The sequence below is a fragment of the Vulcanisaeta sp. genome (genome assembly GCF_049966235.1).
GTDB lineage: Archaea > Thermoproteota > Thermoprotei > Thermoproteales > Thermocladiaceae > Vulcanisaeta > Vulcanisaeta moutnovskia.
This window is the reverse complement of record NZ_JBMFVA010000011.1, coordinates 1-22,834: the sequence shown is the minus strand read 5'-3', so window position 1 is coordinate 22,834 and position 22,834 is coordinate 1. Positions and strand designations below refer to the sequence as shown.

Sequence of the window (22,834 nt, the reverse complement as noted above, 5' to 3'; positions counted from 1 at the left end):
GGTAAAACTTTCATTGCCTTATCCCTTCTATTATGCTTCTTGGTATTGTTAGTGTTACTACGTAGTTTGGTTCGTCAACTATTTCCGAGATCCTAAGGTTTCCAATCACACTACTTAGTACGTAACCCTCCTCGGGTGTTAACCCATAGAGCTTGCTCAGTATCGTTAGCATGTCCTCAAGGGCATCCCTAGCCGCCTGGTATAAATCGCTGGATATGCCCATGGTCGCGATGACGTTGGTTGGTTCGTCCTTGATTGAGGCCACTGTAAATGGCCTCCTTATGCCCAGGCCCTTAATCACGTTGACCCTGATCCTAACTGTTGCGCTTGTCTCTATTGCTGTTCCAGTCACCTCACCATCACCCTGACTAGCATGTGGATCGGCCAGCGATAATAAGGCACCCCTGACGTTGACCGGTAGGTATACCCTGGCTCCGACTCCGTGGAGTTTGTTGTCCATGTTACCGCCGAAGTATTGTGGTGGTATCATCTCGAACTCACCCTCCCTGGGTGCAACGCCGATTACGCCGAGGAAGGGTTTTACGGGTATCTTGATGCCCTTGAGGAAGTCGCCCGCTGTCTCTGCGTAACCATTGCTAATCCTCCAGTGAATGAGTAAGTCCCTAAACCTGCCCTTGAGAAGCCCTATGAAGCCAAGTATTGCTGACCACCCCCAATCACCGACATCAATATCGAGTATGTCAACAGCCAATGCATCGCCGGGTTCTGCACCCTCGACGTAGATGGGCCCGACCGCGGCGTCGAATTTTGATGAGTCGAGTTTTGCCAAGTCCTCTGCGGTCATTCCTGGCCTTATTTGCATGGTTGATGAGTCTGGTATGATTACGGTGACCTCATCACCATCCCTGACACTGGCTATGGGCCTTAGGTTTGGGCTCCACCTGTAGTGTAGGTTTTCCTCCCTAGTCCCGTCAATCGTTATCACAGCTCCTCACCCTCCTCAAGCCTTGGAACCACTGGTTTTTTCCAGGATATTACCCCAGTTATTATGAACCAAGCCACTAAAAATGTTACTGCCACGATGACCGGTAGGCTTATTGCAGTTGTTACTGCAGTTGCGTATAATACGAATATGTATAGTATCGAGGCTATGGCGGGTATTACTACGTGGGTCCACTTGAAGAAGTCCCTCTTCCTAGAGTATAGTGGTAGTGCGATGTTTATTAGGAGGTGCTCGATGGAGGTTGCAATACCGCCCCAAAGCCCAGTTATTAAGAATGCGTTTAGTGGTCCTAGGGTCCAGCCAAGTGCTGTAAATAGTGCTAGGCCGATTACTGTATCGAGTACCAGCGCCCTGTGCGGCGTCTTGTACCTGGGATGTGTCATTGAGAGCCATTGGGGTAGGGCACTGTCCTTGGCCATGGTGTACATGTCCCTGGCCACGGCATTTAGTATTGCCATAGTATCCGTGAAGCCGCTATTCGTCACTAGAATCATCCAGAGGATGGCTATGGGTAATAAGCCGTACTTAACGGCTTCGGTTATACCAGGTATGAAGTATTGGAAGTAGGTAGATGCGTTACTGGGTCCCCAGCCAATTATTAGTGCGTACATCATGAATATGAAGAATACGGATAATAGCAAAACAACGGCAATCACGCCCCTCCTGATGTTTACGTGAGCCTCCTTAGCCTCTGCGCCTAGGAATGTCATTGAGCCCCAACCTGCGAAGGCCGTGAAGGCGAAGACAAGGCCCATACCAACCCCAGACCAACCGCCTGGTGCATATGCCGGTGTGAATACGAGTGGGTCCCAGGGCTTGGGGGATAATGCAATTATGATTGCACCACCGAGCATTAGGGCTGCTATCTCTATCATGCCTGTCCAGAGCATGTACTTAACTGAGGGTTTAATGCCTAGGTAAGGTAGCACCAGGGCGAGTAGTGCATCGGCAATACCCAGCGGAAACCAGGACCAACTCGGGAGGTTGATACCTAGTTCGGATAATCCGTATTGGACGGCCAAGGCAGTCTCTAGGTAAATAAAGGGTGTTGCGGCAACACCTGCATACAGTATGTATAACCACCCACTCCACGCACCAACCCTGGGTCCAAACCCCCTCTCGATATACCTGTAGTAGCCACCGCTGGATGCAACCTTGAGGGAGAATTCATAGACGGCATACGCCGCCGACGCCACACCCAGTGCTGCAAGAATAACCGAAAGTGGCGCCGACCCGTAGGCGAAGGCCACAGCACCGCTTAACGTGGCTAGAGCCGCTATCCCAGGTGCTGTAAAACTTAGTGATTGAAAAACAAGCTCCCAGAAGGTTACAACACCGCGTTTTAACCCATAACTAGACTCCTTACCCATCGTTCTCGGAACTATATATTCTATTTTTAAAGCATTTCCTCCAAACATATTTTTAATTAAAGACCATATATTCAAAATATTCGGCATTGATCATGACTATTTACACAATATGCACAATAACACACAATAAATGGGACAATTCCCTAACCCCATCTTAACCGTTAAGGATGGCAATGAAGTCGAGACCAAGAAGACATCCAATTGCCAGGTCACACAATTATCCACAACCTCAAAGATCTCGCTGGGCTTTTTGGTCACCTCATTTGATTGATAGGCTTGACAAATCCGCAAAGTGGCTTGTTGATGGTTACGTCCTCATTGACAACCCTCAACTCAGTCATTACTTGATTGAGTACTTGGCTGTTGATGCCCAGCGTATTGTTTAGGGCCCATTAATTCGCGGTGCACGTTGTTGAGGAGTGACATTGACTGATTTAGTGCGTAGATATTTGCCGTCGTTAGGTTACTCAGCGCCTCGGCCATGGCAAGGCCTTGGTTGGCGAGCACCGTGTAGTTACTAACCAAAGCCCTATACCGAACCATACACGTGATCAAACTATTGTAATGACCCAAAGTCTCACTGTAACTATTCACTGCGGGGAGTAGGAAGAGTACGATTAATGCCCAGCCCATGATGGCTAGTCCAACTAAGGCTCATGCTTTTACCCCATACGACTCTATGCACTACGGTGAGGGACCAAGGACTAAGTAATTAGAATTCGATGCGAAAAAGCGCCGCGGAAACAGCCCCGTTATTTAGGAACTGAATAATAACGAGAAAGCAGTAAGGTGGCTTGTCATGAGTGCCGTTGTAACAGTAACGGACCGTGAATGTTCATGGGGATTAATGTTCCAGCGAGCATTAAGAGAAGGGGTAGCAAAGGATAAACTTAGTTATTTTATTTCTCTTAGATCTATATTCCTTGTTTCTGGGCCTAGATATGCTCCAATACCGAAGAGTATAAATCCTATTATGAAGTATATGGCCGTAGTTAGCCAGGGTATGGGCCCCTCTATCGCTGAAAGAGTGGTATGTAGGTAATAAATATAGTATGATGTGAATGCAGGTATTATCAGCCCTGCACTATAACCAAAACCAACACCACTTGCTCTTCTGCCAGTTGGAAATCTCTCAGTTAAATACGCAGGCATGGAACCCCACATTAAGCAGTCTGAGAGCATCATTAGTATTAATCCTAGGTATACATAATTCACTATTCCATGTATAAATCCTATACTATATTCATACAGAATTGGTATTGTTAAAATACCATATATTATGGATGTATAAATGAATAAGCGTCTCCTACCGGCAAAGTCTGTTAGGGTACCTGATATTATGTCAAGTGGAAGTCCAACCCAGCCATATATAAGTAATAAGAGTGCCATCATTTCTGCGGGAGCCTTAGCAGCTGCTGGTATTAGGTTTAGCATTGCCATAAGTATGGCGTAGGAGTTTATTGCCGCGCCCGTTGTAACTAAAAGAACCTGGAGGAAGTTCCATAGTGTTGGTGGTTTAAATAGGTTGAAGAATGGTGTCCTTTCGACTTTACCTATCTTCTTCAATTCTTGGAATAATGGCGTATCCCTCATAGCGAGTCTAACGGCTAGGCCAAGGGCAACCGGTATAAGGCCGGTGAGAAATACGTATCTCCAACCAACGACGTACATGCCAGGTCCCAACCACCTCTCAAATAGGAGAATGACGGTGCCGGCAAGACCGCTACCAAGAGGCCAACCGCTCTGAACCCAACCTGCAAAGGTACCCCTCCATTTTGGTGTAACCTGCTCCATGGCGAAGGGATGACCAGCTGCGTACTCACCGCCAGCGAATAAACCCACGGCGCCTCTTAGCGTCACATATAATCCAAAGGCTAGTAGGCCGACTTGTCCGTATGTGGGAAGCGCAGCAGAAAGAGCGGATGAAGCTCCTAAGCCGCTTAGTGTCATAAGTAGTGTGTTTCTTCTGCCTAGTTTATCACCATAGTGACCAAATAATGCACTGCCAATAGGTCTGAGTAATAATGTGGTTGAGAAACCTAGCAATATGATGACTGTAGCTACAAATGACGGTATTTTAGCAGGTAGTAATGCTTTATTGAGAAATGGTGTAAGACCAACGACAAGTGTCATATCATATGCATCAAAACCATAACCCAACCACTGAGATATACTAGCCATAACAGCAGTTTTTAAAGGGAAAACCACTTTCCCTCCAACATTCGAGCTAGGCATACTTTAAATCAATATAGTTTATTTTTAAGTTTTCTCTATTACCTTGAAATAGGAGCTATTATTTGAGAGAAAAAATAAAAGTATAAATTTTTAGAATATAAGTCATGCCTGTTGATTTTGGGCGTTTTCTTGATGATTTTGAGGTGTTGAGTAGGGTTGGTTGGGTTGAGGGTTTTGGCATGGATAGGCTTGCCCTGGGTGAAAATGATATTAGGGTTAGGAGGGAGTTGATTGCTAGGCTTAGTGCGATTGGTGCCCGTATCAGGTTTGATGATGCTGGCAATATAATTGCTGAGGTCGGTGATCGTGGGAAGCCGGCAATAGCCATAGGCTCCCACCTAGACTCGGTGCTTGGTGGTGGTAGGTTTGATGGTGCTTATGGCGTAATAGCTGGGTTGGAGGTGGTCCGCGGACTTAAGGATGAGATTAAGAACCATAGGTTAATGCTTATTGACTTCACGAATGAGGAGGGGGCCAGGTGGATCCCATCATTACTTGGTTCTGGACTAACCACCGGCGTCTTTACAAGGGATTTTGTTTACAGTAGGGTTGATAAGGACGGTATAACCTTTGGCGATGCATTAAGGGCGTCTGGTTTCATGGGTGAGGAATCCAATAGGCTCATGCATGACCCGCCAAGGTACTACCTTGAGCTCCACATTGAGCAAGGACCTGTGCTTGAGAGAGAAGGTTACCAAATAGGTATACCACTTGGTATCGTGAACATTAGGGTTTTAGAGATTAAGTTTGCCGGCGAGACTAATCAAGCCGGCCCAACACCAATGGCCCTCAGGAGGGATGCCGTCCTGGCGATGGCCAGGTTCATAGAGTTTATTAGGGATTACGCATTGATTAGGGACTCCAATGAGAGACTTAGGGCTACTGTCGGGATTATTAATGTTAAGCCGGGCATATACAATGTCATACCGAGCGAGGTGAGCTTTACCTTAGACATCAGGAGTCCGTACGAAGATGAGGTAAATAAGGCAGTTACGTACGTAATTGATGTGGGAAGGGCAATTGACGAGGATTTAGGTGTTGGGTTTGAACACCGTGATTTATTCATGCACGGCAAGGTGGAGTTTGATAGGGAGGTTACTAGGACCATTGAGAATGTCTGCAGGGACTTGGGTTTGAGGTATAGGTTTATGTGGAGTTGGGCTGGTCATGATGCCCAGTACATGGCTAGGATTAGTAGGGTTGGCATGATATTCGTACCCTCGGTCAACGGAAGAAGCCACACGAAGGAGGAGTTCACGAAGAACGAAGACCTAATAAACGGACTCAAGGTACTGGCTGAAACTGTTAGGAGGCTTGATGGTCATGAAGGTCGCGAAGGCTAAAATAATATATACCATGGACCCTGAAAAACCGTATGGAAAATACTTACTGTTTAATGAAGCAACGGGCAATATAGAGAAGGTTCTAGATGCGTTATCAAACAGTGAATTAAGTAATGTAGAAGTCATAGATTACGGTGATTATTTAATAACGCCAGGCATTATAGATTCTCACAACCACCTATTAATGACGGGACTTCATTACACATTTATGGTAAATCTCGGTGATGCTCACAACATCGATGATATCATACAGAAAATAAGAGAATTTAGCGGTAAAGCTGAATTCCCATGGATCTTAGGCTATGGCCTTTATGAAGGGAAGATAGGGAGATTACCAACCCGGTGGGATCTAGATAAAGCCGCTAGTGATAAACCCGTCTTCATAATGCATACATCGGGGCACTACGCAGTCTGCAATAGCAAGGCTCTAGAGATAGCCGATATCACTAAAAGCACACAGGATCCACCTGGTGGTTTGATAGGACGTGAACCTGACGGAACACCGAATGGAATTCTCTACGAGCCGGCTGCCATGGACCTGGTGAGAAGGCTCATACCACCATTCACGGTAAATCACTATAAGGAGGCCATACTTAAGATCCAGGTCGAATACCTAAAAACAGGAATAACCACGGTTAAGGACCCAGGGGGTACCGGGAGCGATATTGACGAGGAACTAAGGATTCGGGCGTTAAATGAACTTAACGAAAGCGGTATGCTCAAAGTACGGGTCAAGATTTGCCTACCTGTCTTCTCGTACGAAGACGCCAAAAGGAAAGTCGCCATTGCACGCATGATTAGGGAGGGCGAGAAATTAACGTTTCTCGGGTTCAAAATATTCATGGACGGCAGTGGACTAGCGAGGACGGCATGGATGAGAGACCCATGGAACAAGAACTTTACTGAAATCGATGACGACAATAGAGGAATCCCAACGTGGAACCTCGAGGAGCTCCGAAAAACAATAGACTATTTGCTCAGCGAGTTCCCTAATAAAATGATTTGCATACACACAATTGGTGATAAGGCCGTTGAGGAGGCGTTGAATATAATTGAGGATATGAAGATGAAATACCTCAGTGTCTCTTTCACGCTAATCCATGTCTATGCACCAACGTCTCGGGATATTGAGAGAATAGGAAGAAATGGCGTGATGATAGAGACACAGACAGGCTTCATGCACTTTCTCGGTAAGTTGATAATAAGTAATTTAGGCCCAATAAGAACTAATCGATTTATGAACATTAGGAATTATCTAGAACAAGGCATTATCGTATGCAATAGTTCCGACTCCGATGTAATAAATCATAATCCCATTTATGGCTTGATAACAAGCATCTACAGAACCTATTACATAAATGACATAGTGAGCACGTTAACTAGCATTCACGAAACAAACCCCATGTGGAGCGACATATCACTATACGACGCATTAAAACTCTACACACTAAACGCCCAAAAATGCACCAACGACAACAGCATCGGAATACTAAAACCAGGCAAAAAGGCAGACTTCGTGGTCTGGGACCTAAACCTACTAACCCAATGCCTAAGGGACCCCATAAATTGCCTAAGCAATGATAACATAATAAAAAACTTAGTAATAGCCACCTACATAAATGGTAAAATGATGCATAAAAGGGTTGCTTAATAAAAATAACATGGTATATTTCTATAGCTGTGCTGTTAATGACTAATAAGTCTCATCTAGTCTTACGGGATAGCTCCTTGATTGCATCTTCGAATATCCTAATGCCCTCATCAAGATGTCTCTTGGTTAGTACTAGTGGTACCATGAAATCCCTGGCTAAGATAGGTAGTTGCGCATTATAATCGCAATAAATAGTTAAAGCCATAGCATTGGGGGTAATGCAATACGATGCACTCCTGTATTACGTACGTGTGTGCCAACGTGCATGAAGTCACGATAAGGGCGAGACTTAATAGCAAGGCGGCCGTGTGCCTTGGGCGGTTGGTGCCTGCCTAATCAGTTGCTTGCTTCTGGTTTTGGTTTGTTTCTTGGGCCTCACTCGTTATTCGTGGTCCGTGTATGCCTCCGCCAGGTGGTAATTCTTCCCTGCCCTTATCACGGCCTTGATTGGCCTTTATGAGTTAGCCTTGGGGGATTCAAGGATAGGTTGGTCTACATGGGGATGGTGTTGTAGCGATGGGGGACTACGTATTCAAAACCCACGTAGTAACAATAGAGGTATTGCCACTGCAGGTAAGGCGTAGAAGTTATAAGTAAAATGTAGCATAGTAATAGAAACAGAATAGAAATTAAATATTTAAATGAACGTTTTCTTTCCAATTATCAACCCTTTGATAGGTCTTCCTCATCGAGCTTCGCTAACACCATTTTCCTTAGTCTCTCCTAGTTAACGTAATCTATGCTTGGGTCCTCACAATACTCTCGTGGTTTATAATTATCGCTTGGCATCAAGAGGGTTAAGCGGCTTTGCCGTGGGTATGCTAATTGCTGGTTTCGGTATGTCAGGACCGACCGCAATTATTCATCTAGGTTCTGAGACCAAGACGTCCAATAGGATTATAAGGGAGACCTGCTTGTAGCGGCATTCATAGTATTCGAATTATACTTCCTAGCTTCATATGCCTTTTCTTAACTTTCCTACATTGCTCAACACTAATCCTGGGTTTTATATCCCTGAGAATACTAGCCAAGGTTTAGAGATGAGCTTATCTATACTGAGGACGGTATTATGGTTGTGGAGAGCCACGCATCTAGAACTCGCATAATAACGGTAAAGGCACTATCACAGACAAGATGTAAAAGCCATAAATAGTTACCGTATAATGGCTTAATAAGTTAGCGCATGCATCATGCCCCTGACTACCTCACCCATTGTCTGCCATACTAGGCATTGTAGATGGCATAGGGCTTCCTCTTCCCTACTCCAAACAATGATTAACCTGCTATCCTCGCAATATGCCCTTGAAGCTCAAGGATCTCTCTAGGGTAGTTGAGGAGTTGTTAGTTAGGACTTGGCTTAACAGGTCATTATCACACTCCTCATTATGAGAATTACGAGGGCAGCCCAGGCGGTAATGGTGGGTTAATTATCTCGATTAGCAACGACTCCGTCGAGGTCACGGCGTCCAGGGACTACATAACGACGGCCACTACGAGTTCGGTAACGCCGCAGCCACAAGGGTCATGAAAACCTCCATCAACATTAGGCAGCGCATACACAATGAATGAAGCGATAAGGGCTAATGGAAGGTTTGTAACGATCTTTTATGAAGAATGATTGCAAGGTCTCAAAGGGAGCCTAGAGTTTTAGTTTTCCAACGGCCTTTACGCGAATCTTCACCGCATTGCCTGGTAAGTACGGCATAGCTATTTCCTCAACCTCGGCGACCTCTATTGTTGAGGGATCGGCACCCGCCTCGATAGCTCGTTTCTTTGCCTCTTCGGAGGCGTCCTGGATAGCCTTATCCCTAGATACCTGCTCATATGAGTATGCCTTCTCCACGGTGGCGCCTACAAGGGCTGTGGCGGCGCCCACGGCATTTGCATACTGGGCATACTCAGGCCTAATGACTTCCCTAGCGCCCCTCAGTGTCCTGGGCCACATTGCTGAGCCACCGCCGACGAGGATCACGGTTTCTGGTTCAGGCCTTGTCTTAATCCTATCAAGCGCGTCCTCAAGCATATCCACCATCTTTGCATACGCCCTCTCCACGAGCCAACTCGGTATCTTACTCCTGGCTAATTCTGGATTGCACCTCGGATCATCTATCCTCATTACACCCTTAGCCAATGCAATGTCGGTTGCGGTAATGGTGTTTCCACCCCACGCAATACCCTCATAGATCAACCTATACCCAACACTGACGGGGCCTACCTTAACATTGCCGTCCTTAACCTCAACAATACTACCACCGGCCAGGCCTATGGCTATTACATCAGGCGCCCTGATATTCGTCCTAACACCACCAATCTCAATCTCAAGCGCCTCCCTGGGATAACCATTGACTAAAGCCCCTATGTTCGTTGTTGTGCCACCAGTATCCGCGACTATTGCGTTTGGTATTCCCGTGAGTACGTAGGCACCCCTTATACTATTCGATATTGGCGCGACCACAGTGAATATGGGGAACCTAACAATGTACTCGGCAGACGCCGTAGTACCATCATTCTGCGCAAAGAACATCCTAGCATGTTCAAGACCCATCTCGGCCAGTGCATTCCTTAGGGCATTAATTGCGTTTATCATGACCTTTATGGTCGCCGCATTTAGTATTGTCGCATTCTCCCTCTCGAGGAGCCCAATCGAGCTTATCTCATGAGAAAGAACCACTGGGACGTCTGGAATTATTTCCTTAGCAAGGTCTCTCACCTTCGTCTCATGCTCGGGATTCACCACAGACCACACGGATGTCACTGCCACAGCCTCAACCTTCCTATCACGAAATGTCTCCAATGCCCTCCTTATGTTATCCTCATCGAACATTGTTATTGGCTCCCCGGTGTAGTCATGGCCACCTCTAACCATTACCGAGCCAGTGTTTACCGAATCCCTAAGATCGGCTGGCCAATCAAGCATTGGTTCTATGGCCTCGGTTGCAGGCAACCCAATCCTAATCACACCCACCCTCCCTAAGCCCCTACGCTGAACAATCGCATTGATTATATGTGTTGTACCGAACATCACAGCTGTAATGTCATCCTTATTAACGCCGGACCTCTCGATCACAAGCTTCAATGCATTGATTATTCCGCTGGTTACGTCAGGCGTTGTCATGGTCTTCTCGGCATATATTAAGTTGTTATTCTCATCGAGTATTACAGCGTCGGTGTGGGTACTCCCAACGTCAATACCCACCTTATACCTGGTCATGGTTTACCCACCTCCTTCATCCTCCTCTCTATTGGGATGTACTCTATATCGTAGCCAAAGTATTTAGGCCCAACAACCTCGAGACCCTTGGACATCCTCCACTTCTCGTTGCATGGTATACCAATGACTAGAACCCTAAGCCCATACCTAAGCCTCTCAGTGGTTATTGGCCTACCAGTCTCAATATCAAGCACCGTAATTAGGTCGGGGACAGAGGCTATGATATTGCCATCCCTAATAGCCACCAGGTTCTCATTTTGAAACCTAATGGTTAACCTTGACTCCTTATAATCGTCAAGACCATCAATGACGGCCTCACCACGCGCAAACCCGCCAATGTTAAACCTCTGAACATCAATTATCTTACCCCTGAACAACTCAAAGCCATGCACGAGATCCAACAACGCATCTATTGGATTTTTACCACCGGCCTTGGCCTCCCTCAGCGTCCTACCGATCTCAATGGCCAGGGAGATGCTACCCCTCACTGCAGCTTCCTTATAGGGCTTACCGAAGGTTGGGTATATGGCAATCCATGCTGAGCCACCGTACCTAACAGTAATGACTCTTGCAATCCTCTCAGCCCAATAATTATCAATAGTATCGAGAATGGCAGCATTACCTCTCTCGTCAGATATCGCCATGGGTGTTGCCTTGATGCCGTAGAGGTGGAACGTAACCATCTGAAGCTCGGGGAATGCCCTACCCATACCATCAGCATCAATAACGGGTAGGTTCCTCTCAGCACCAACCACCAGGGGTATTGTGGAGTTGACACCACCAGCCTCAATGGGGGAGATAAACTCAACCTTCTTGTTGAAGTACTTCTCAAGTAGATTAAGTGAGAAGAGGGCTTCCTTACCACTCGGTATCTTCTCTACAAGCACTACGGGCGTGCCCATGGCAGCCACCGGAACAATAAACGAATCATTATCAACCTCATCAACACCAACAATCTCCACTCTCTTCCCCCTCTCAAGTTCCTGAAGAACCATTAACTTACCAATATATGGATCACCACCCCCGCCAGTACCCAGGATTGCAGCCCCCACAACGAGATCCTCAACGTCCTGCTTGGAGAGTAAGTAACGGCTCATTTAGCATAACCTGCATAACCATCGCTTTAAAGCATTACCATTTACTATATTGATTATCTATTTTACAGTAATGCTTTAAAAATAATAAATACTTACTCTAATGTATGGACAGTCCTACGGGGAGGAAAGGAAGACGCTTTATATTTGATGACTACTCCCTCGAAGAAGTACCAATTACTGAAAGATACGGTCTATATAATTTATTTTTAACATTGAGCGCATCGTTCGGCGCCATTGCGGTTCTATTTGCTGGTGGTGTGCTTGGTGGTGGTCTTAATTTCGTTGGTGCAACAATAGCTGTTCTAACCGGAGGCACGACTGTATTGGCTATAATAGGTGCACTTAGTGGCGCTATTGGTGCTTATTCCGGTTTATCCACGTACGTTGGTTGGAGGTTTCCATTCGGTAGGGCTGGCGGTAAGATCCTGGGATTTGCGTTAATAACAATAACAACGGGCATTGGTTGGTTCGCAGTGGAGAGCTGGTTCTTTGGTGTTGTAATGAATGAAATATTCCCGCACAGTCCATTCTTCTCAGTATGGGCGGCGGCCCTTTGGGGTGGGGCCCTCATGATACTCTCTACGTACATCGGCTATAGGGCATTGTCATTCCTCAGTTACTTCATATTGCCACAGCACGTGTGGTTGGTGGCTGTGGGATTATTACTTGCAATTTCATTGCATGGGGGTTGGGGTGCCGTACTTACGGCTACCCCTAAGTCGCACATGACACTTGCGCAGGCAATAACAGATACCGTTGGCCTATATATCGCCGGGTCATTAATAGCTCCCGATATAACCAGGTTCGCCAAGAGAGCTAAGGATGCTGTTGCCGCATGGGTACTTCATATGTATGTCTTCTATCCCTTCTTAATCCTGGGCGCCGTGGCAATAGTCCTATTAACGGGTAGCGTGATAATAACTGAAGACATGCTTAGACTAGGTATGGGCGTCGGTGTCTTACTGATAATTGTACTTGGTCAGTGGATAATAAATACCGTGAACCTATACAGTGGTAGTTTAAGTTTTACAAATGCAGTGCCGATGAGAAGAGACTATGCATCAATACTTGTCGGCATAATAGGCACATTACTTGCTGCCTATTGGGGTTATACCGCAGGTGCCTCACTGGCGCCCTTCGAAAGCTTCATATCACTACTAGGCTCCCTGTTACCTGCAGCAGGTGGTTCTGTATTCGCAGAATTCTACATAGTCAGGAGGTACTTCGACAGCATTAAAGACCCCTACCAGAGATTCAAACTAGAGCCTGGTAAGGAGTACCCAGAAGTTAATCTTGTCGGTATACTATCCTTCGCAGCAGGAGCTATGGCAGGCTTCCTTATCCCAGGGATTGCAGCTATAAACGCAATATTGGTGGCGTTCGTTGCGCACATAATCCTGGCGTACATATTCAAGAAGGCGGGTATTAAGTATGAATTCGGTAAGTATGTCTATAGAGGTGGGGTGGTAAAATGAACTTCTATAGATTAAGCCTATACTTCTTCATGATACAGTTCGTATTCTCAGTCATCCTACTAGGCACTTTATTTTTAAATAGTAATGTTTATGCCATGTACCACACAATGGCCGTATCGCTTTTCATGTTCATCACATCGATAATGGGCATTTACTTTGCGTGGAAGGGTCAGGGGAGTCGTGTTGTTGCTGATGCTTGGCTGATAATATCGATAGTCACAGCTTACATCGCGATAGACGTATCCCCATTCTTTAATAGCCCCGTTAAGCCGTTGGAACTATCATTAACAGGCATAGTCACCGCCCTTTGGATAGCAGATCTATACCTAGCATGGAGAAGTAGATTGCCGATATTAAGGCTGTAATCAATCAGTCTGGCATTCCCCGCGTTAAAATCTGCCTTACTTCTCCATGAATCCTCATGATCGTATCCCATTCCTTTTCATCGTAAAACTTCACATTTCCTGCTGTAAAGCCCTTAGCCACCTCCACAATAAACCTGGAAGCCTCGTCGAGACTAATAATATTTGTGGCACCGCTCACCGAGCCTGGGACTACAGTCTCCGTAACTGTTGCAACACCAACCACAGGTGCATGTGTGTATATCCAAGGCTGTACAATGCTGTTAATGTGGTATACTGGTGTTGAGAATGGTGTGATGTCCTGCATCGTTATCGGTACTATGACGGGCATCCTACCAGTCACCCACATATATATGTTTATTAAGTCGTCACTCACCCTCAATATCCAACCATCCTTAATGGTTGGTGTTATTGCAAAGCCAGAACCCTTAACGACAAGGTTAGCCTTTGTTGCATCAACACTGAGGATAGCATCCATTTGCGGGTCAACCTCCCTCTTTAAAAGCTCGAATATACTAACTGGACTGCTCATCATTGGTGCTGGCCTATGAGGCGTAATGATGGCGCTCGGGCATACGTTAGTCGTCACAATCACATCACCATCAACGCCCTCACCACGTGAAGCCGACTCAGCCAGTTTATAAGCCACAGCCAAAGCCACAATGGCGCCATCAGCATCAGACACAAGTCCTTTAATTAACGGTCGCGCACCAACACCGCCCAACCTGCCAATTACGCCGAGAGTTGGTGCAGAACCCCCATTAGTTTTACCGCGTGCTCCGTGAATCACTATTTTAATGAAGTCTGTGAACCCCTTCTCACCATTAATACGTTCAATGTGAAAATCAAGATACTTCTCAAGCCCCTTACTAATGAAGAATTTACGTACCTTGTCACCATCAACGTTAGGATCATCAAGTAAGTCAATAGTCTCGACTAGGTACCTAACGAGCGACACATGTACTAATTATGGGCGGAATTATAAGCACTACTCAATAGAATTAAGCAATAAGCGTTCTTAATACATGCGCCATCAATACCCTAGGCAACAACACGGGCTTTCGCGCCACCTCCCTGACAATATTCGCCATCCTAGTATTATAACCTAAAGAATCAAGTATTATTAAATCGGTATTACGAAGTTCTGCGGCAGCCCTCTTAAAATCATAATCAGTGCCTAAGTATGCCGAGACGGGCACAACCACAACCTCACTCACCACCCTCGACCACCTACCTTCTTCTAGGCCTACCTGTTCTTTATCATGGACAATAACACCAAGCCTCCTCATACCACTGAGTGAGGCTACGACATTCATTATCAACTTCGATGGTTCAATCATCAACTTCCTAGATTTAAGTTCTGGGAAATCGCCTGTGCATAGTAACCCAATAACATCGACGTTATCCTCAAGCCTATTGATACACTTCTGCATCTTACCAATGATCTTGTCCCTACTCAATTTAACTTGAACGCCGCTTCTCAGTCTCGTGACGAGGACATAATCACCAGGCCTAGGCTCCAGTGACTTAATCTCATCAATGCTAAGCCCATCTAGGGCACCGCACTCAAGAATCCTCACATCAAAGCCAATTATAGGGCGTATCTCATCAATAATATCAGGCCTAGGAGACTCACCAATGGTTATGAGACCCACACTCTTACTAACAGAGTTCATTAAGACCCCTTTTATAAGCAAGGATTAAAATATTACGTAGTTTGTTTATAAATTTCGTAAATAAAATTTTTAACTATATCTAAATATTTCTCCTTTTCTTCCCACATGGGCCTATGTGAACTATTTTCAAACATTATTAGCCTTGAATTCCTAATATTTCTATGCATTAATTCAGCAACGTTGGGTGTTACCTCATCATACTTACCGGTTATTATTAATGTGGGTACCCTTATCTTCCTAATTGATCGGTAACATCCCAGTCCTTTATTGTCCCTGTTACCGTAAACTCATTAGGGCCATTCATTATGCGATAAGTCTTCCTCTTACTTGCATAGTCGAATGAAATCCTTATTGGTTCTGGTAAATTATCCATTAATAACATGATGTCTGATCCAATATTGAACAGTCTCCACATAATCTGGATGCTCATAATCCCCAAGTTCACCATGTCTCTTAATAGCTAATTTATACTTTTCGGGCAACTCTTTAATCAGGGCGTTTAATGACCCTAACAAGGCCCTGGAATTCCTAAACAAGGTGCATAGGTATGAACCCTACTGGGTTGAGGAACCAACCTGGCCACCCAACGACTATGACAAACTAGGTACTGTCTCTAGGAGGTCTCCGGTACCCATTGCGGCCGGTGAGAATGAGTACTATATAGGCGGCTTTAGGGATTTAGTTGATGCGGGTGTTTCATACGTGCAGCCTGACATTTCTAAGGTTGGTGGTGTACTGAGGTTTATGGATGTGATTAAAGGCATCAGGGCCATGGGTAGGCCGGTGGTGCCTCACCATAGACCGCATAAGTCAATCCTGGCACACACTTACACGTTGCATGTTGCCTCCGTCATTGATGGTATTGAGATCGTGGAGTGGCCGCTGACTTGGGTGGGCGACATTTATGATAGGGAGGTTAGGGTTAGGAATGGGGAGGTGCGCTTATCAGACCTAGGAGGTGTGGGTGTTGGGTTGAGCATTAATGAGGATGCATTAAGTAAATATCCATATACGAAAAGGTACGTGCCATTGATATTTCATTAAAACTCTAAGTATTAGGGAAGATTATTGGCTTAGTGTTGATAATGAGTTCCGTCTTCGTTGCATCATGGTTGTTCAATACCATGTACCTGGATAGGTGCCCATATTGCGGTAGGCCTGGGACCCTTCGTTTAATTAATTCAGAATACCTGTATACGTCAAAAGATGGGGAGATTTATTACAGGAGAACCTATCAATGTGAGCATTGTAAACGTATTATGACAAGGATTGAGGTAGAAATTGATAGGAATGTGGATAAGTAATGCGTCATACTTATTTAAAGCCCAAATTTAACATACCTATAGTTAATATTGTCGTCAATAATAAGCTCATTAAAAACTTTTATTAATAATATTTTCTAGAGAATTCATTATTTAGAAGTAGATATTTTTATTATAATTTTAATATTGAATTTAAAAATAATATTTGTAAATGATATTTTGGATAAGTTTTTAAGTGATAGATGTTGATTTATGTGTGCAGCTTAGGAGGTATTATCTTGATGCTGACCTTCAGGTCCTGCTGGCGGTTATGTCTAGGTTGGCATTTTATTCTCCCTGCGCCAAATTCAGTGATTTGATGAGGCTTACGTCTTGGCATCAGCAGAAACTTCTTAGGGTGTTGAATAGGGGGATTAGGAAGGGGTTTATAATTAGGTGCGTTGATGGTGGGGGATACGACGTGGCACTGCCCATATTGCATAGGAGCTTAATTAGTAGGGAGAGGATTACGTTTAGTGTTGAGAGGTTTACGAGTAATTACTTGGTTATGAGACATGACGTGTCCATAACGATGCAGAACACGGGCCTTGTGGATATTAGTAATGTCTTTGTTAGGGTTTATGGGGACATTGATTGGGATGAACCACTAAGGTTTAGGTGCGGTGATGTGAAGACAGTGGAGAGGTTAGAAAGGGATAAGTGCCCATTAAATATGTGCGACCTTATCTTTAATTTAAGAGAACCGGTGAGTCCAGGAGGTACCTTCAATTATAATTACTCGTTTAACCTATATTATTACCCACCAAGGGACTACTTCAGCCTGGACATCCTTAATAATATTAAGGATGTCTCAATAAGGATACCGAAGAATTACGGCACAAGAGGACGAATAAGCCTTGACGAGGTGGAATTAACCGGTTACGGCTCAGTGAAGACAAGCCTAAGCAAAAAGTATAACATAGTCCATGGATTATCACTAACACCACCAGGAACACTAAAAATACCAATACAAATAAAGACTGATACTTTTAATTATGGGAATGTATAACGAGTTAATTAACCATTAATAGTTACACCTGAACAAGTATTGGCTGAACCAATGGGTATTGTTTCTGAACCCATTACTGGGTTTGCTGTAAACCCTGTACAGAATGGGCCGCCACTTATGTAAAAGTAATGAGTACCATCGGTCAACCATAGTACTAGATATATGGGGCCGCATCCCTGATATCCATATGGATAACCGTTATAACCACAACTATTTTGACTATTAAGGGAGTTCGGCATTGTAGTTGTATATAATGTCTTACCATTATAAGTTATGGTTATCTGCGTTTGTATTGGCGTTAGTATAGTTATATTTTCAGGCCTATTGAGAGTTAATTTGATTGAGTTCTCCCCCATGAAGACGAGGGTACCCTGCGGTAAATATGGGTTGTAATATACACTGTAAGTTATGAGCTGTGGGCTAATGATTAAATAAATTGTCGTGGGGATTTGTGTGGTAAAGGTGTACGTGCCTGGCCCGAGTGATGAACTTGCATAGGGTGTGTATGTTCCTATGTCGAAGCCGTAATAAGTGCCGGAGGGTAATGTTGTTGGTGTTCCCGAGGTTGTGTAGGGGGTCTGCATGGATGTGCATGCATTGTACAGGGACTGCAGATTAGTGTAATTGGTCATTAATGAATTATACCTTGACTGTAGGGTGTTGTATTGGCTTTGTAATGAGGAGTATTGGGATTGTAGGGTATTATAATTATCCTCTAGGGAATTATAGTTGCTTTTTAGGTTTGTGTAATTAATCATTAATGAGTTATACTTTGAGAGTAATGCGTCGTATTCACTTTCCAATGATTGAAATTTAGGCCTATAACTAAGTATTGCTGTATACCATTGGTACGCAAAGAAAACAGAGACGGCGGCCAGAACGACCACGGCAATCAATAACCCAATCATACCCATATTCATAATTAACCATCGTATCCCTTTTTAGATACGTATTTAAGATTTTGTCACGGTGTTTCGTGACAAACCCTTATAGTCCGACTTCAAAATAATGCCTATGGTGGTTAATGCAGACGCTGAATCATCAAGAGGTATAAAGCTCGAATTTAGGGAGTTGGATAGTAATGATATGAGTATGGTAATCGATTTATATAATTCATTGGGCAGAGAAAGTATTTATTTTAGGTTTAGGAGTTTCTTTAAGGATTTCGAGAGATACGTGAGATTAATCTTCTCTCTGATTCGCGTAATATAATCTATGGCGCCTTCCTGAGCAATGAGTTGGTTGGCGTTCTTGAGGCTATCTATTTAGGTGATGGTTTTTACGAAATGGCTATCGTGATTAAGGATAATTATCAGGGTAAGGGTATTGGTACAAGACTTGCTAAATATGCGGTAGATGATATAAGGAGGAGTGCTAGTATGTTGATAGCTCATACAACTCCTGATAATTATAAAATACGTGCCTCAACCTACAAGGCGTTATGAAAAGTGAATAATAGTGAATAATTTTGAATTTTATACTTATAATATATTAATTATCATCTCTTCCTTAATCGTAGGACCTCAATAATTAATATAATAATAAGTAGTATTACTATGGCGATAATTAGGTCATTGGATGTCAGGGCGGGCGTGAAGATGCTTGTTGTTTGTTTGGGTTGTGGTTGATAGTTTGGTGCTTGTGTGAAGTATACTGTGATGATTACGTTTCCATTATTTACAGTGACGTTACCGCCAGATGGCGTTGGTACATAACCACTCACGCTGGGTATTGTGAATTGATAGTATCCATTAGACTCATTAAATACTATCTCATCGCTCGTTGAACTCTCTTCATGACCATTCAGGTAAACAATCCATTGAGTATCCTGTGGCAAGCCACTCTCTACAAAAGTCACGGAGTAAGTCATGGGCGTTACGGTTATGCTCAATGTCGTATTTGCAGTTACAGTGAGTGTACCTGACTGTGGTGTTACCACATAGCCGCTTGGGACGTTTATTGAATACTCATAATTGCCACCGGCTACCTTAAATATCAATTGATTAGATGTTGTGGTTTCAGTCGTGCCGTTTAGCGTCACGGACCATTGAAGACCACCGGGTAGCCCTGTCTCCGTGAATATCACGTTATAATACGTAGGCACTGCAGGCGTTATTGATAGATACGTTACGGTAGTAACGCCTGATTGCGTACCTAATACTACCAGAGACCCGTCACTGCTCATTGCCATATTATTTATTTGGCTTGGCACTGTATATGTCATGGGCGACCCAGTGCTATTAAAGACCAGTAGTTCATTGCCGCCGAGCTCAGCCACTGCGACTATACTACCATCCTCAGACTCGGCAATTGGGGAATTGCCGAAGCCCAGTGGGTATTGCCAAATTACGGAACCGGCACTATTAAGTAGGTATAGGTAGCCGTTGCCTGCTACGTAGGTCTTGGTTGCGCCGTAATTCGTGGATACCCAGTCAAACCCGGCATTGGGTGCGTTAGGACCCGTGGTATAACTCCACAGCACATTACCGCTGATGCTTATTAGGTATGCATGGTTATGACCACCCCAGGCGTAGGAGTTATAGGCACCCACAACAATGTATTGCCCATCAGGGCTGAAGGATGCCGGTTCCGTGACGCTAAACGGCACAGCTGGATCCGCCAGGTTGCTAATATCCCAAATCACCTGCCCATTATAGGCATTGAATAGTATTACGTAACCACCGCTGGCATACCCATTACCAGCAATCATGAGGAGGTAATTGCCATTAGGTGAGAATGTGGCTTCCCTAGTGCCTAGGAATTGTGATGTACCATATGTATAGTTCCAAATGGCATTACCCGTTATTGCGTTGAAGACCGTTAAATCACCGTATGGCTGCCCCGGAGGAGCACTGGTTGTTACCGCAATTAATTGTTGATTTGGTGATATGGCAATATCATTAATTCCGGTGGTCCACCAGTAATTAAAGGTGTAGCTCCACAGTTCCTTACCGCCAGTTGAATAGACGTTAATAATACCCTGCCCACTTGAAGAGCCTAGGCCAACAGCGACGTAGTTTGGCGAGACAGCTATTGACTCAACGTTCTCAGGCTCGCTTATGCTCCATAACGTCCTTAGGCCGCCACCTGGCGACCAAGAGAGCAGGTAGGCGTAGTATTGACCGCCGGAGTTAACGCCAGCGGCTATTAGGTACTGACCATTTATGGGTGTTGGGTACATACTCAGGGCGGTCACTGAGCCTATGTTTAAGGAGAATACGGATTGAGCAAGGGTAAAACCGCCGGGTAGCATTACGATTAACAGGGCAACAATTAACGCAATACCTATAGAATACCTACTTAGGGCCGTATTATCACCGCATCATCATGGTGTAAAACTGTATTTAAGAATTTGTCACGAAACACCGTGACTAAGGTCAAGTATAAGTCCTCTGAACACTAATGGAAAATTACGATGAGAAATTATACACTTAAAGAACATGCTTTGCATTTTTCATTAATTCAAGGTAATAAAATTATTATTAGTAGCGGGGCCCGGATTCGAACCGGGGACCTCGGGGTTATGAGCCCCGCAGGCTACCAGGCTACCCTACCCCGCTGGTTTATGGGTCCTTCCCTATGCTTTTAAGGCTTTCGCCACCCTATGGATGCTTGGGTAAGTCTTGTTATGGCCCTGGTAAGGACTAGAATTGATAGTAAAAGCTCAATATATGAGAAGCACGGAGGAAAATTGGTACACTGTATAAGATTATGGTAATGTACGAGAATTAAGACTGAATGCATTAAGATCGCTTTCTTTAACCTCCTCAATCCTATTCTCAACCTTATCGATTCTATCCTTAAGCTTATTCAATCTATTCCATAGTAACGCCGTTAATGGCCTAACCACAGCCGTCACACTAACCAGCATGCCAGTATCGTTAGTACATCAACCATTCCTAACCAATAATTTAATCGGCAAGCTAATTAACAAATCCTTATCACGTACCTGCCAGGGAGTTTAAGAGATAAATCCTTCATGAGACTCTGCCATTTTTGACTTAAGGTGTTAATTCTGTAGGTGTTTATTGACGGTGTTAGCGCCTTAGGTAGTATATTGTAAAACAAGGTCATTATACTGCTTTTTAGTTGACTTTTGGCTTTAGGAAGTGGTTTACTGCTGTGATTGTTGTTGCTGTGTATTCTGTTGCTCCTGCTTTGTCTCCTCCTCAAGCTTCTTCAACTCCGCTTCAATCTCCTTCTCGATTTCCTCGATTGGCTTTGGTGGTGGTGTTGTGGCTAGTGCGTAGCCTACCCAGGCTAGTATTCCGAAGACCACGATTATTATCAGCGTATCAGTTATTTGAAGCACAAGCGTTGTATACGGCGTGAAGAAGGTCAGGTATATATAGGCGAGTATAATCACTATTGATATCACAAGCAACCCAATACCAACAGCCTTATCCCTATTCATTAAACTCCACATGAAAAGGCAATTAATAAGCATTACTTCCTCAACCCATTGAAACTTTTAACATAACAGAGACAAATACCGAAAACAAATAAATAAATGCATGAAATACCGAATAACTTATTGACCACTCTTCAACTAACACCACAACAACTCATGCAAAAATAACCAAGGAAACAAAACCAACAACCAAGCCAAACACGTATCAACGAGCTTACACCTAGGTGACGCCAGTATAAACCTCAATACCCAACTCCCTGGCAAGCTCCGCAGCCCTATCATCAACGTTGGCGAGATAATCACAAGCCTATGCCTAACATCACTACTCTCATAGAGCCTACCAATACTCCAAAACCCGTCAACATCACTCTCTGAAATACTCGACTTAACCTCAACAAGTACGTGCATGTCATTCCTAATCGCAATATTCAAATCAATGACGGCCGGATATCCATAAACCTTGCCATGCTAAATATTCTTTCGGCAACACTCCATCATATCCTTCCTAAACGTCTCCTCGGAAATGACACTCCACCTGGCGCCTAACGCATCTAACCTCCTGTTAAGTGTCATTATTGATTTATTGAAGTCTCCTTCAAATTCCTCAATTGTACGGTTACAGTAATTGTATTAAAGGTTATACCTCTCCCCTTAATTACTAATGAAAACTATTTAATGCACCGCGCTAAATCTAATACGTGAGTTCAATAGACTTGAAGCAGTTTGAGG

Annotated in this window: 25 protein-coding genes and 1 tRNA gene; 10 read left to right on the top strand and 16 right to left on the bottom strand. The window is 44.3% G+C overall.

What is annotated here, in order from left to right; translation table 11 throughout:
- Positions 1 to 10: 10 nt before the first annotated feature.
- From ACP5L5_RS07460 to ACP5L5_RS07445, 4 genes are all read right to left on the bottom strand, one after another.
- The gene (locus ACP5L5_RS07460; RefSeq protein ID WP_428762747.1) at positions 11 to 946 is read right to left on the bottom strand and encodes an acetamidase/formamidase family protein; all 936 of its coding nucleotides are present in this window, start codon (positions 944 to 946) and stop codon (positions 11 to 13) included.
- Positions 943 to 2,334, bottom strand: coding sequence for an APC family permease (locus ACP5L5_RS07455; RefSeq protein WP_428762745.1), 1,392 nt, complete (start codon positions 2,332 to 2,334; stop codon positions 943 to 945). Before ACP5L5_RS07455 ends, ACP5L5_RS07460 begins: the two co-directional genes overlap by 4 nt.
- A 333-nt stretch (positions 2,335 to 2,667) precedes the next feature.
- Positions 2,668 to 2,967, bottom strand: coding sequence for a hypothetical protein (locus tag ACP5L5_RS07450; RefSeq protein ID WP_428762743.1), 300 nt, complete (start codon positions 2,965 to 2,967; stop codon positions 2,668 to 2,670).
- Between the two features lie 261 nt (positions 2,968 to 3,228).
- On the bottom strand, positions 3,229 to 4,569 hold the full coding sequence (locus tag ACP5L5_RS07445) for an MFS transporter (protein ID WP_428762742.1): 1,341 nt from the start codon (positions 4,567 to 4,569) through the stop codon (positions 3,229 to 3,231).
- A 104-nt stretch (positions 4,570 to 4,673) separates the two neighbouring features.
- Here ACP5L5_RS07445 and ACP5L5_RS07440 point away from each other — a divergent pair, with 104 nt between their 5' ends.
- The 3 genes from ACP5L5_RS07440 (at position 4,674) to ACP5L5_RS07430 (ending at position 8,483) form a co-directional block, all read left to right on the top strand.
- Positions 4,674 to 5,912: a Zn-dependent hydrolase gene (locus tag ACP5L5_RS07440; protein WP_428762741.1), complete on the top strand. Its 1,239-nt coding sequence runs from the start codon at positions 4,674 to 4,676 to the stop codon at positions 5,910 to 5,912.
- A complete protein-coding gene (locus ACP5L5_RS07435) occupies positions 5,887 to 7,563 on the top strand; it encodes an amidohydrolase (protein ID WP_428762739.1) in 1,677 nt (558 codons plus the stop codon). The genes ACP5L5_RS07440 and ACP5L5_RS07435 overlap by 26 nt, the downstream gene beginning before the upstream one ends.
- A gap of 764 nt (positions 7,564 to 8,327) precedes the next feature.
- Positions 8,328 to 8,483 carry a hypothetical protein gene (locus tag ACP5L5_RS07430; protein WP_428762737.1) on the top strand — a complete coding sequence of 52 codons (156 nt, stop codon included), beginning with the start codon at positions 8,328 to 8,330 and terminating at the stop codon, positions 8,481 to 8,483.
- 719 nt (positions 8,484 to 9,202) lie between these two features.
- Here ACP5L5_RS07430 and ACP5L5_RS07425 read toward each other — a convergent pair.
- A complete protein-coding gene (locus tag ACP5L5_RS07425) occupies positions 9,203 to 10,774 on the bottom strand; it encodes a hydantoinase/oxoprolinase N-terminal domain-containing protein (RefSeq protein ID WP_428762736.1) in 1,572 nt (523 codons plus the stop codon).
- Complete coding sequence (locus tag ACP5L5_RS07420; RefSeq protein ID WP_428762734.1) at positions 10,771 to 11,871, bottom strand: DUF917 domain-containing protein; 1,101 nt, start codon at positions 11,869 to 11,871, stop codon at positions 10,771 to 10,773. Before ACP5L5_RS07420 ends, ACP5L5_RS07425 begins: the two co-directional genes overlap by 4 nt.
- Before the next feature lie 104 nt (positions 11,872 to 11,975).
- On the opposite strand from ACP5L5_RS07420, the gene ACP5L5_RS07415 reads away from it, so the two are divergent.
- Together ACP5L5_RS07415 and ACP5L5_RS07410 are read left to right on the top strand one after the other, a co-directional pair.
- Entirely contained in the window at positions 11,976 to 13,346 is a 1,371-nt protein-coding gene (locus ACP5L5_RS07415) for a purine-cytosine permease family protein (protein WP_428762732.1), read from the top strand.
- Entirely contained in the window at positions 13,343 to 13,711 is a 369-nt protein-coding gene (locus ACP5L5_RS07410) for a hypothetical protein (protein ID WP_428762730.1), read from the top strand. The genes ACP5L5_RS07415 and ACP5L5_RS07410 overlap by 4 nt, the downstream gene beginning before the upstream one ends.
- Positions 13,712 to 13,715: 4 nt before the next feature.
- On the opposite strand, the gene ACP5L5_RS07405 is transcribed toward ACP5L5_RS07410, so the two are convergent.
- The 3 genes from ACP5L5_RS07405 to ACP5L5_RS07395 all read right to left on the bottom strand — a co-directional run bounded on the left by ACP5L5_RS07405 (position 13,716) and on the right by ACP5L5_RS07395 (position 15,814).
- A complete protein-coding gene (locus ACP5L5_RS07405) occupies positions 13,716 to 14,666 on the bottom strand; it encodes a DUF1177 domain-containing protein (protein WP_428762728.1) in 951 nt (316 codons plus the stop codon).
- A 43-nt stretch (positions 14,667 to 14,709) separates the two neighbouring features.
- A complete protein-coding gene (locus ACP5L5_RS07400; protein WP_428762726.1) occupies positions 14,710 to 15,384 on the bottom strand; it encodes an AroM family protein in 675 nt (224 codons plus the stop codon).
- Between the two features lie 229 nt (positions 15,385 to 15,613).
- Complete coding sequence (locus tag ACP5L5_RS07395; protein WP_428762724.1) at positions 15,614 to 15,814, bottom strand: hypothetical protein; 201 nt, start codon at positions 15,812 to 15,814, stop codon at positions 15,614 to 15,616.
- A 26-nt stretch (positions 15,815 to 15,840) separates the two neighbouring features.
- Here ACP5L5_RS07395 and ACP5L5_RS07390 point away from each other — a divergent pair, with 26 nt between their 5' ends.
- The 3 genes from ACP5L5_RS07390 to ACP5L5_RS07380 all read left to right on the top strand — a co-directional run bounded on the left by ACP5L5_RS07390 (position 15,841) and on the right by ACP5L5_RS07380 (position 17,694).
- Positions 15,841 to 16,428, top strand: a complete 588-nt coding sequence (locus tag ACP5L5_RS07390) for an enolase C-terminal domain-like protein (protein ID WP_428762788.1) — start codon at positions 15,841 to 15,843, stop codon at positions 16,426 to 16,428.
- A gap of 41 nt (positions 16,429 to 16,469) precedes the next feature.
- Positions 16,470 to 16,688, top strand: coding sequence for a hypothetical protein (locus ACP5L5_RS07385; protein WP_428762722.1), 219 nt, complete (start codon positions 16,470 to 16,472; stop codon positions 16,686 to 16,688).
- Between the two features lie 193 nt (positions 16,689 to 16,881).
- Positions 16,882 to 17,694, top strand: a complete 813-nt coding sequence (locus ACP5L5_RS07380) for a hypothetical protein (RefSeq protein WP_428762721.1) — start codon at positions 16,882 to 16,884, stop codon at positions 17,692 to 17,694.
- 8 nt (positions 17,695 to 17,702) lie between these two features.
- Here the strand turns inward: ACP5L5_RS07380 and ACP5L5_RS07375 are convergent, their stop codons facing one another.
- Positions 17,703 to 18,614 carry a hypothetical protein gene (locus ACP5L5_RS07375; RefSeq protein ID WP_428762719.1) on the bottom strand — a complete coding sequence of 304 codons (912 nt, stop codon included), beginning with the start codon at positions 18,612 to 18,614 and terminating at the stop codon, positions 17,703 to 17,705.
- A gap of 97 nt (positions 18,615 to 18,711) precedes the next feature.
- Here ACP5L5_RS07375 and ACP5L5_RS07370 point away from each other — a divergent pair, with 97 nt between their 5' ends.
- Positions 18,712 to 18,906 carry a hypothetical protein gene (locus tag ACP5L5_RS07370; RefSeq protein ID WP_428762718.1) on the top strand — a complete coding sequence of 65 codons (195 nt, stop codon included), beginning with the start codon at positions 18,712 to 18,714 and terminating at the stop codon, positions 18,904 to 18,906.
- 26 nt (positions 18,907 to 18,932) lie between these two features.
- Positions 18,933 to 19,139 carry a GNAT family N-acetyltransferase gene (locus tag ACP5L5_RS07365; protein WP_428762716.1) on the top strand — a complete coding sequence of 69 codons (207 nt, stop codon included), beginning with the start codon at positions 18,933 to 18,935 and terminating at the stop codon, positions 19,137 to 19,139.
- Positions 19,140 to 19,192: 53 nt separating this feature from the next.
- Here ACP5L5_RS07365 and ACP5L5_RS07360 read toward each other — a convergent pair whose 3' ends face one another.
- From ACP5L5_RS07360 to ACP5L5_RS07335, 6 genes are all read right to left on the bottom strand, one after another.
- Positions 19,193 to 20,947 (bottom strand): DUF5711 family protein, encoded by a 1,755-nt coding sequence (locus tag ACP5L5_RS07360; RefSeq protein ID WP_428762714.1) that lies wholly within the window; start codon positions 20,945 to 20,947, stop codon positions 19,193 to 19,195.
- A gap of 233 nt (positions 20,948 to 21,180) precedes the next feature.
- Positions 21,181 to 21,254, bottom strand: a tRNA-Met gene (locus ACP5L5_RS07355).
- Between the two features lie 149 nt (positions 21,255 to 21,403).
- On the bottom strand, positions 21,404 to 21,565 hold the full coding sequence (locus ACP5L5_RS07350; RefSeq protein WP_428762713.1) for a hypothetical protein: 162 nt from the start codon (positions 21,563 to 21,565) through the stop codon (positions 21,404 to 21,406).
- Positions 21,566 to 21,808: 243 nt separating this feature from the next.
- Positions 21,809 to 22,108 carry a transcriptional regulator gene (locus tag ACP5L5_RS07345; RefSeq protein ID WP_428762711.1) on the bottom strand — a complete coding sequence of 100 codons (300 nt, stop codon included), beginning with the start codon at positions 22,106 to 22,108 and terminating at the stop codon, positions 21,809 to 21,811.
- Between the two features lie 135 nt (positions 22,109 to 22,243).
- Positions 22,244 to 22,537 (bottom strand): hypothetical protein, encoded by a 294-nt coding sequence (locus tag ACP5L5_RS07340; RefSeq protein ID WP_428762709.1) that lies wholly within the window; start codon positions 22,535 to 22,537, stop codon positions 22,244 to 22,246.
- Between the two features lie 36 nt (positions 22,538 to 22,573).
- Positions 22,574 to 22,678 carry a DUF3782 domain-containing protein gene (locus ACP5L5_RS07335; RefSeq protein ID WP_428762708.1) on the bottom strand — a complete coding sequence of 35 codons (105 nt, stop codon included), beginning with the start codon at positions 22,676 to 22,678 and terminating at the stop codon, positions 22,574 to 22,576.
- Positions 22,679 to 22,834 lie beyond the last annotated feature (156 nt).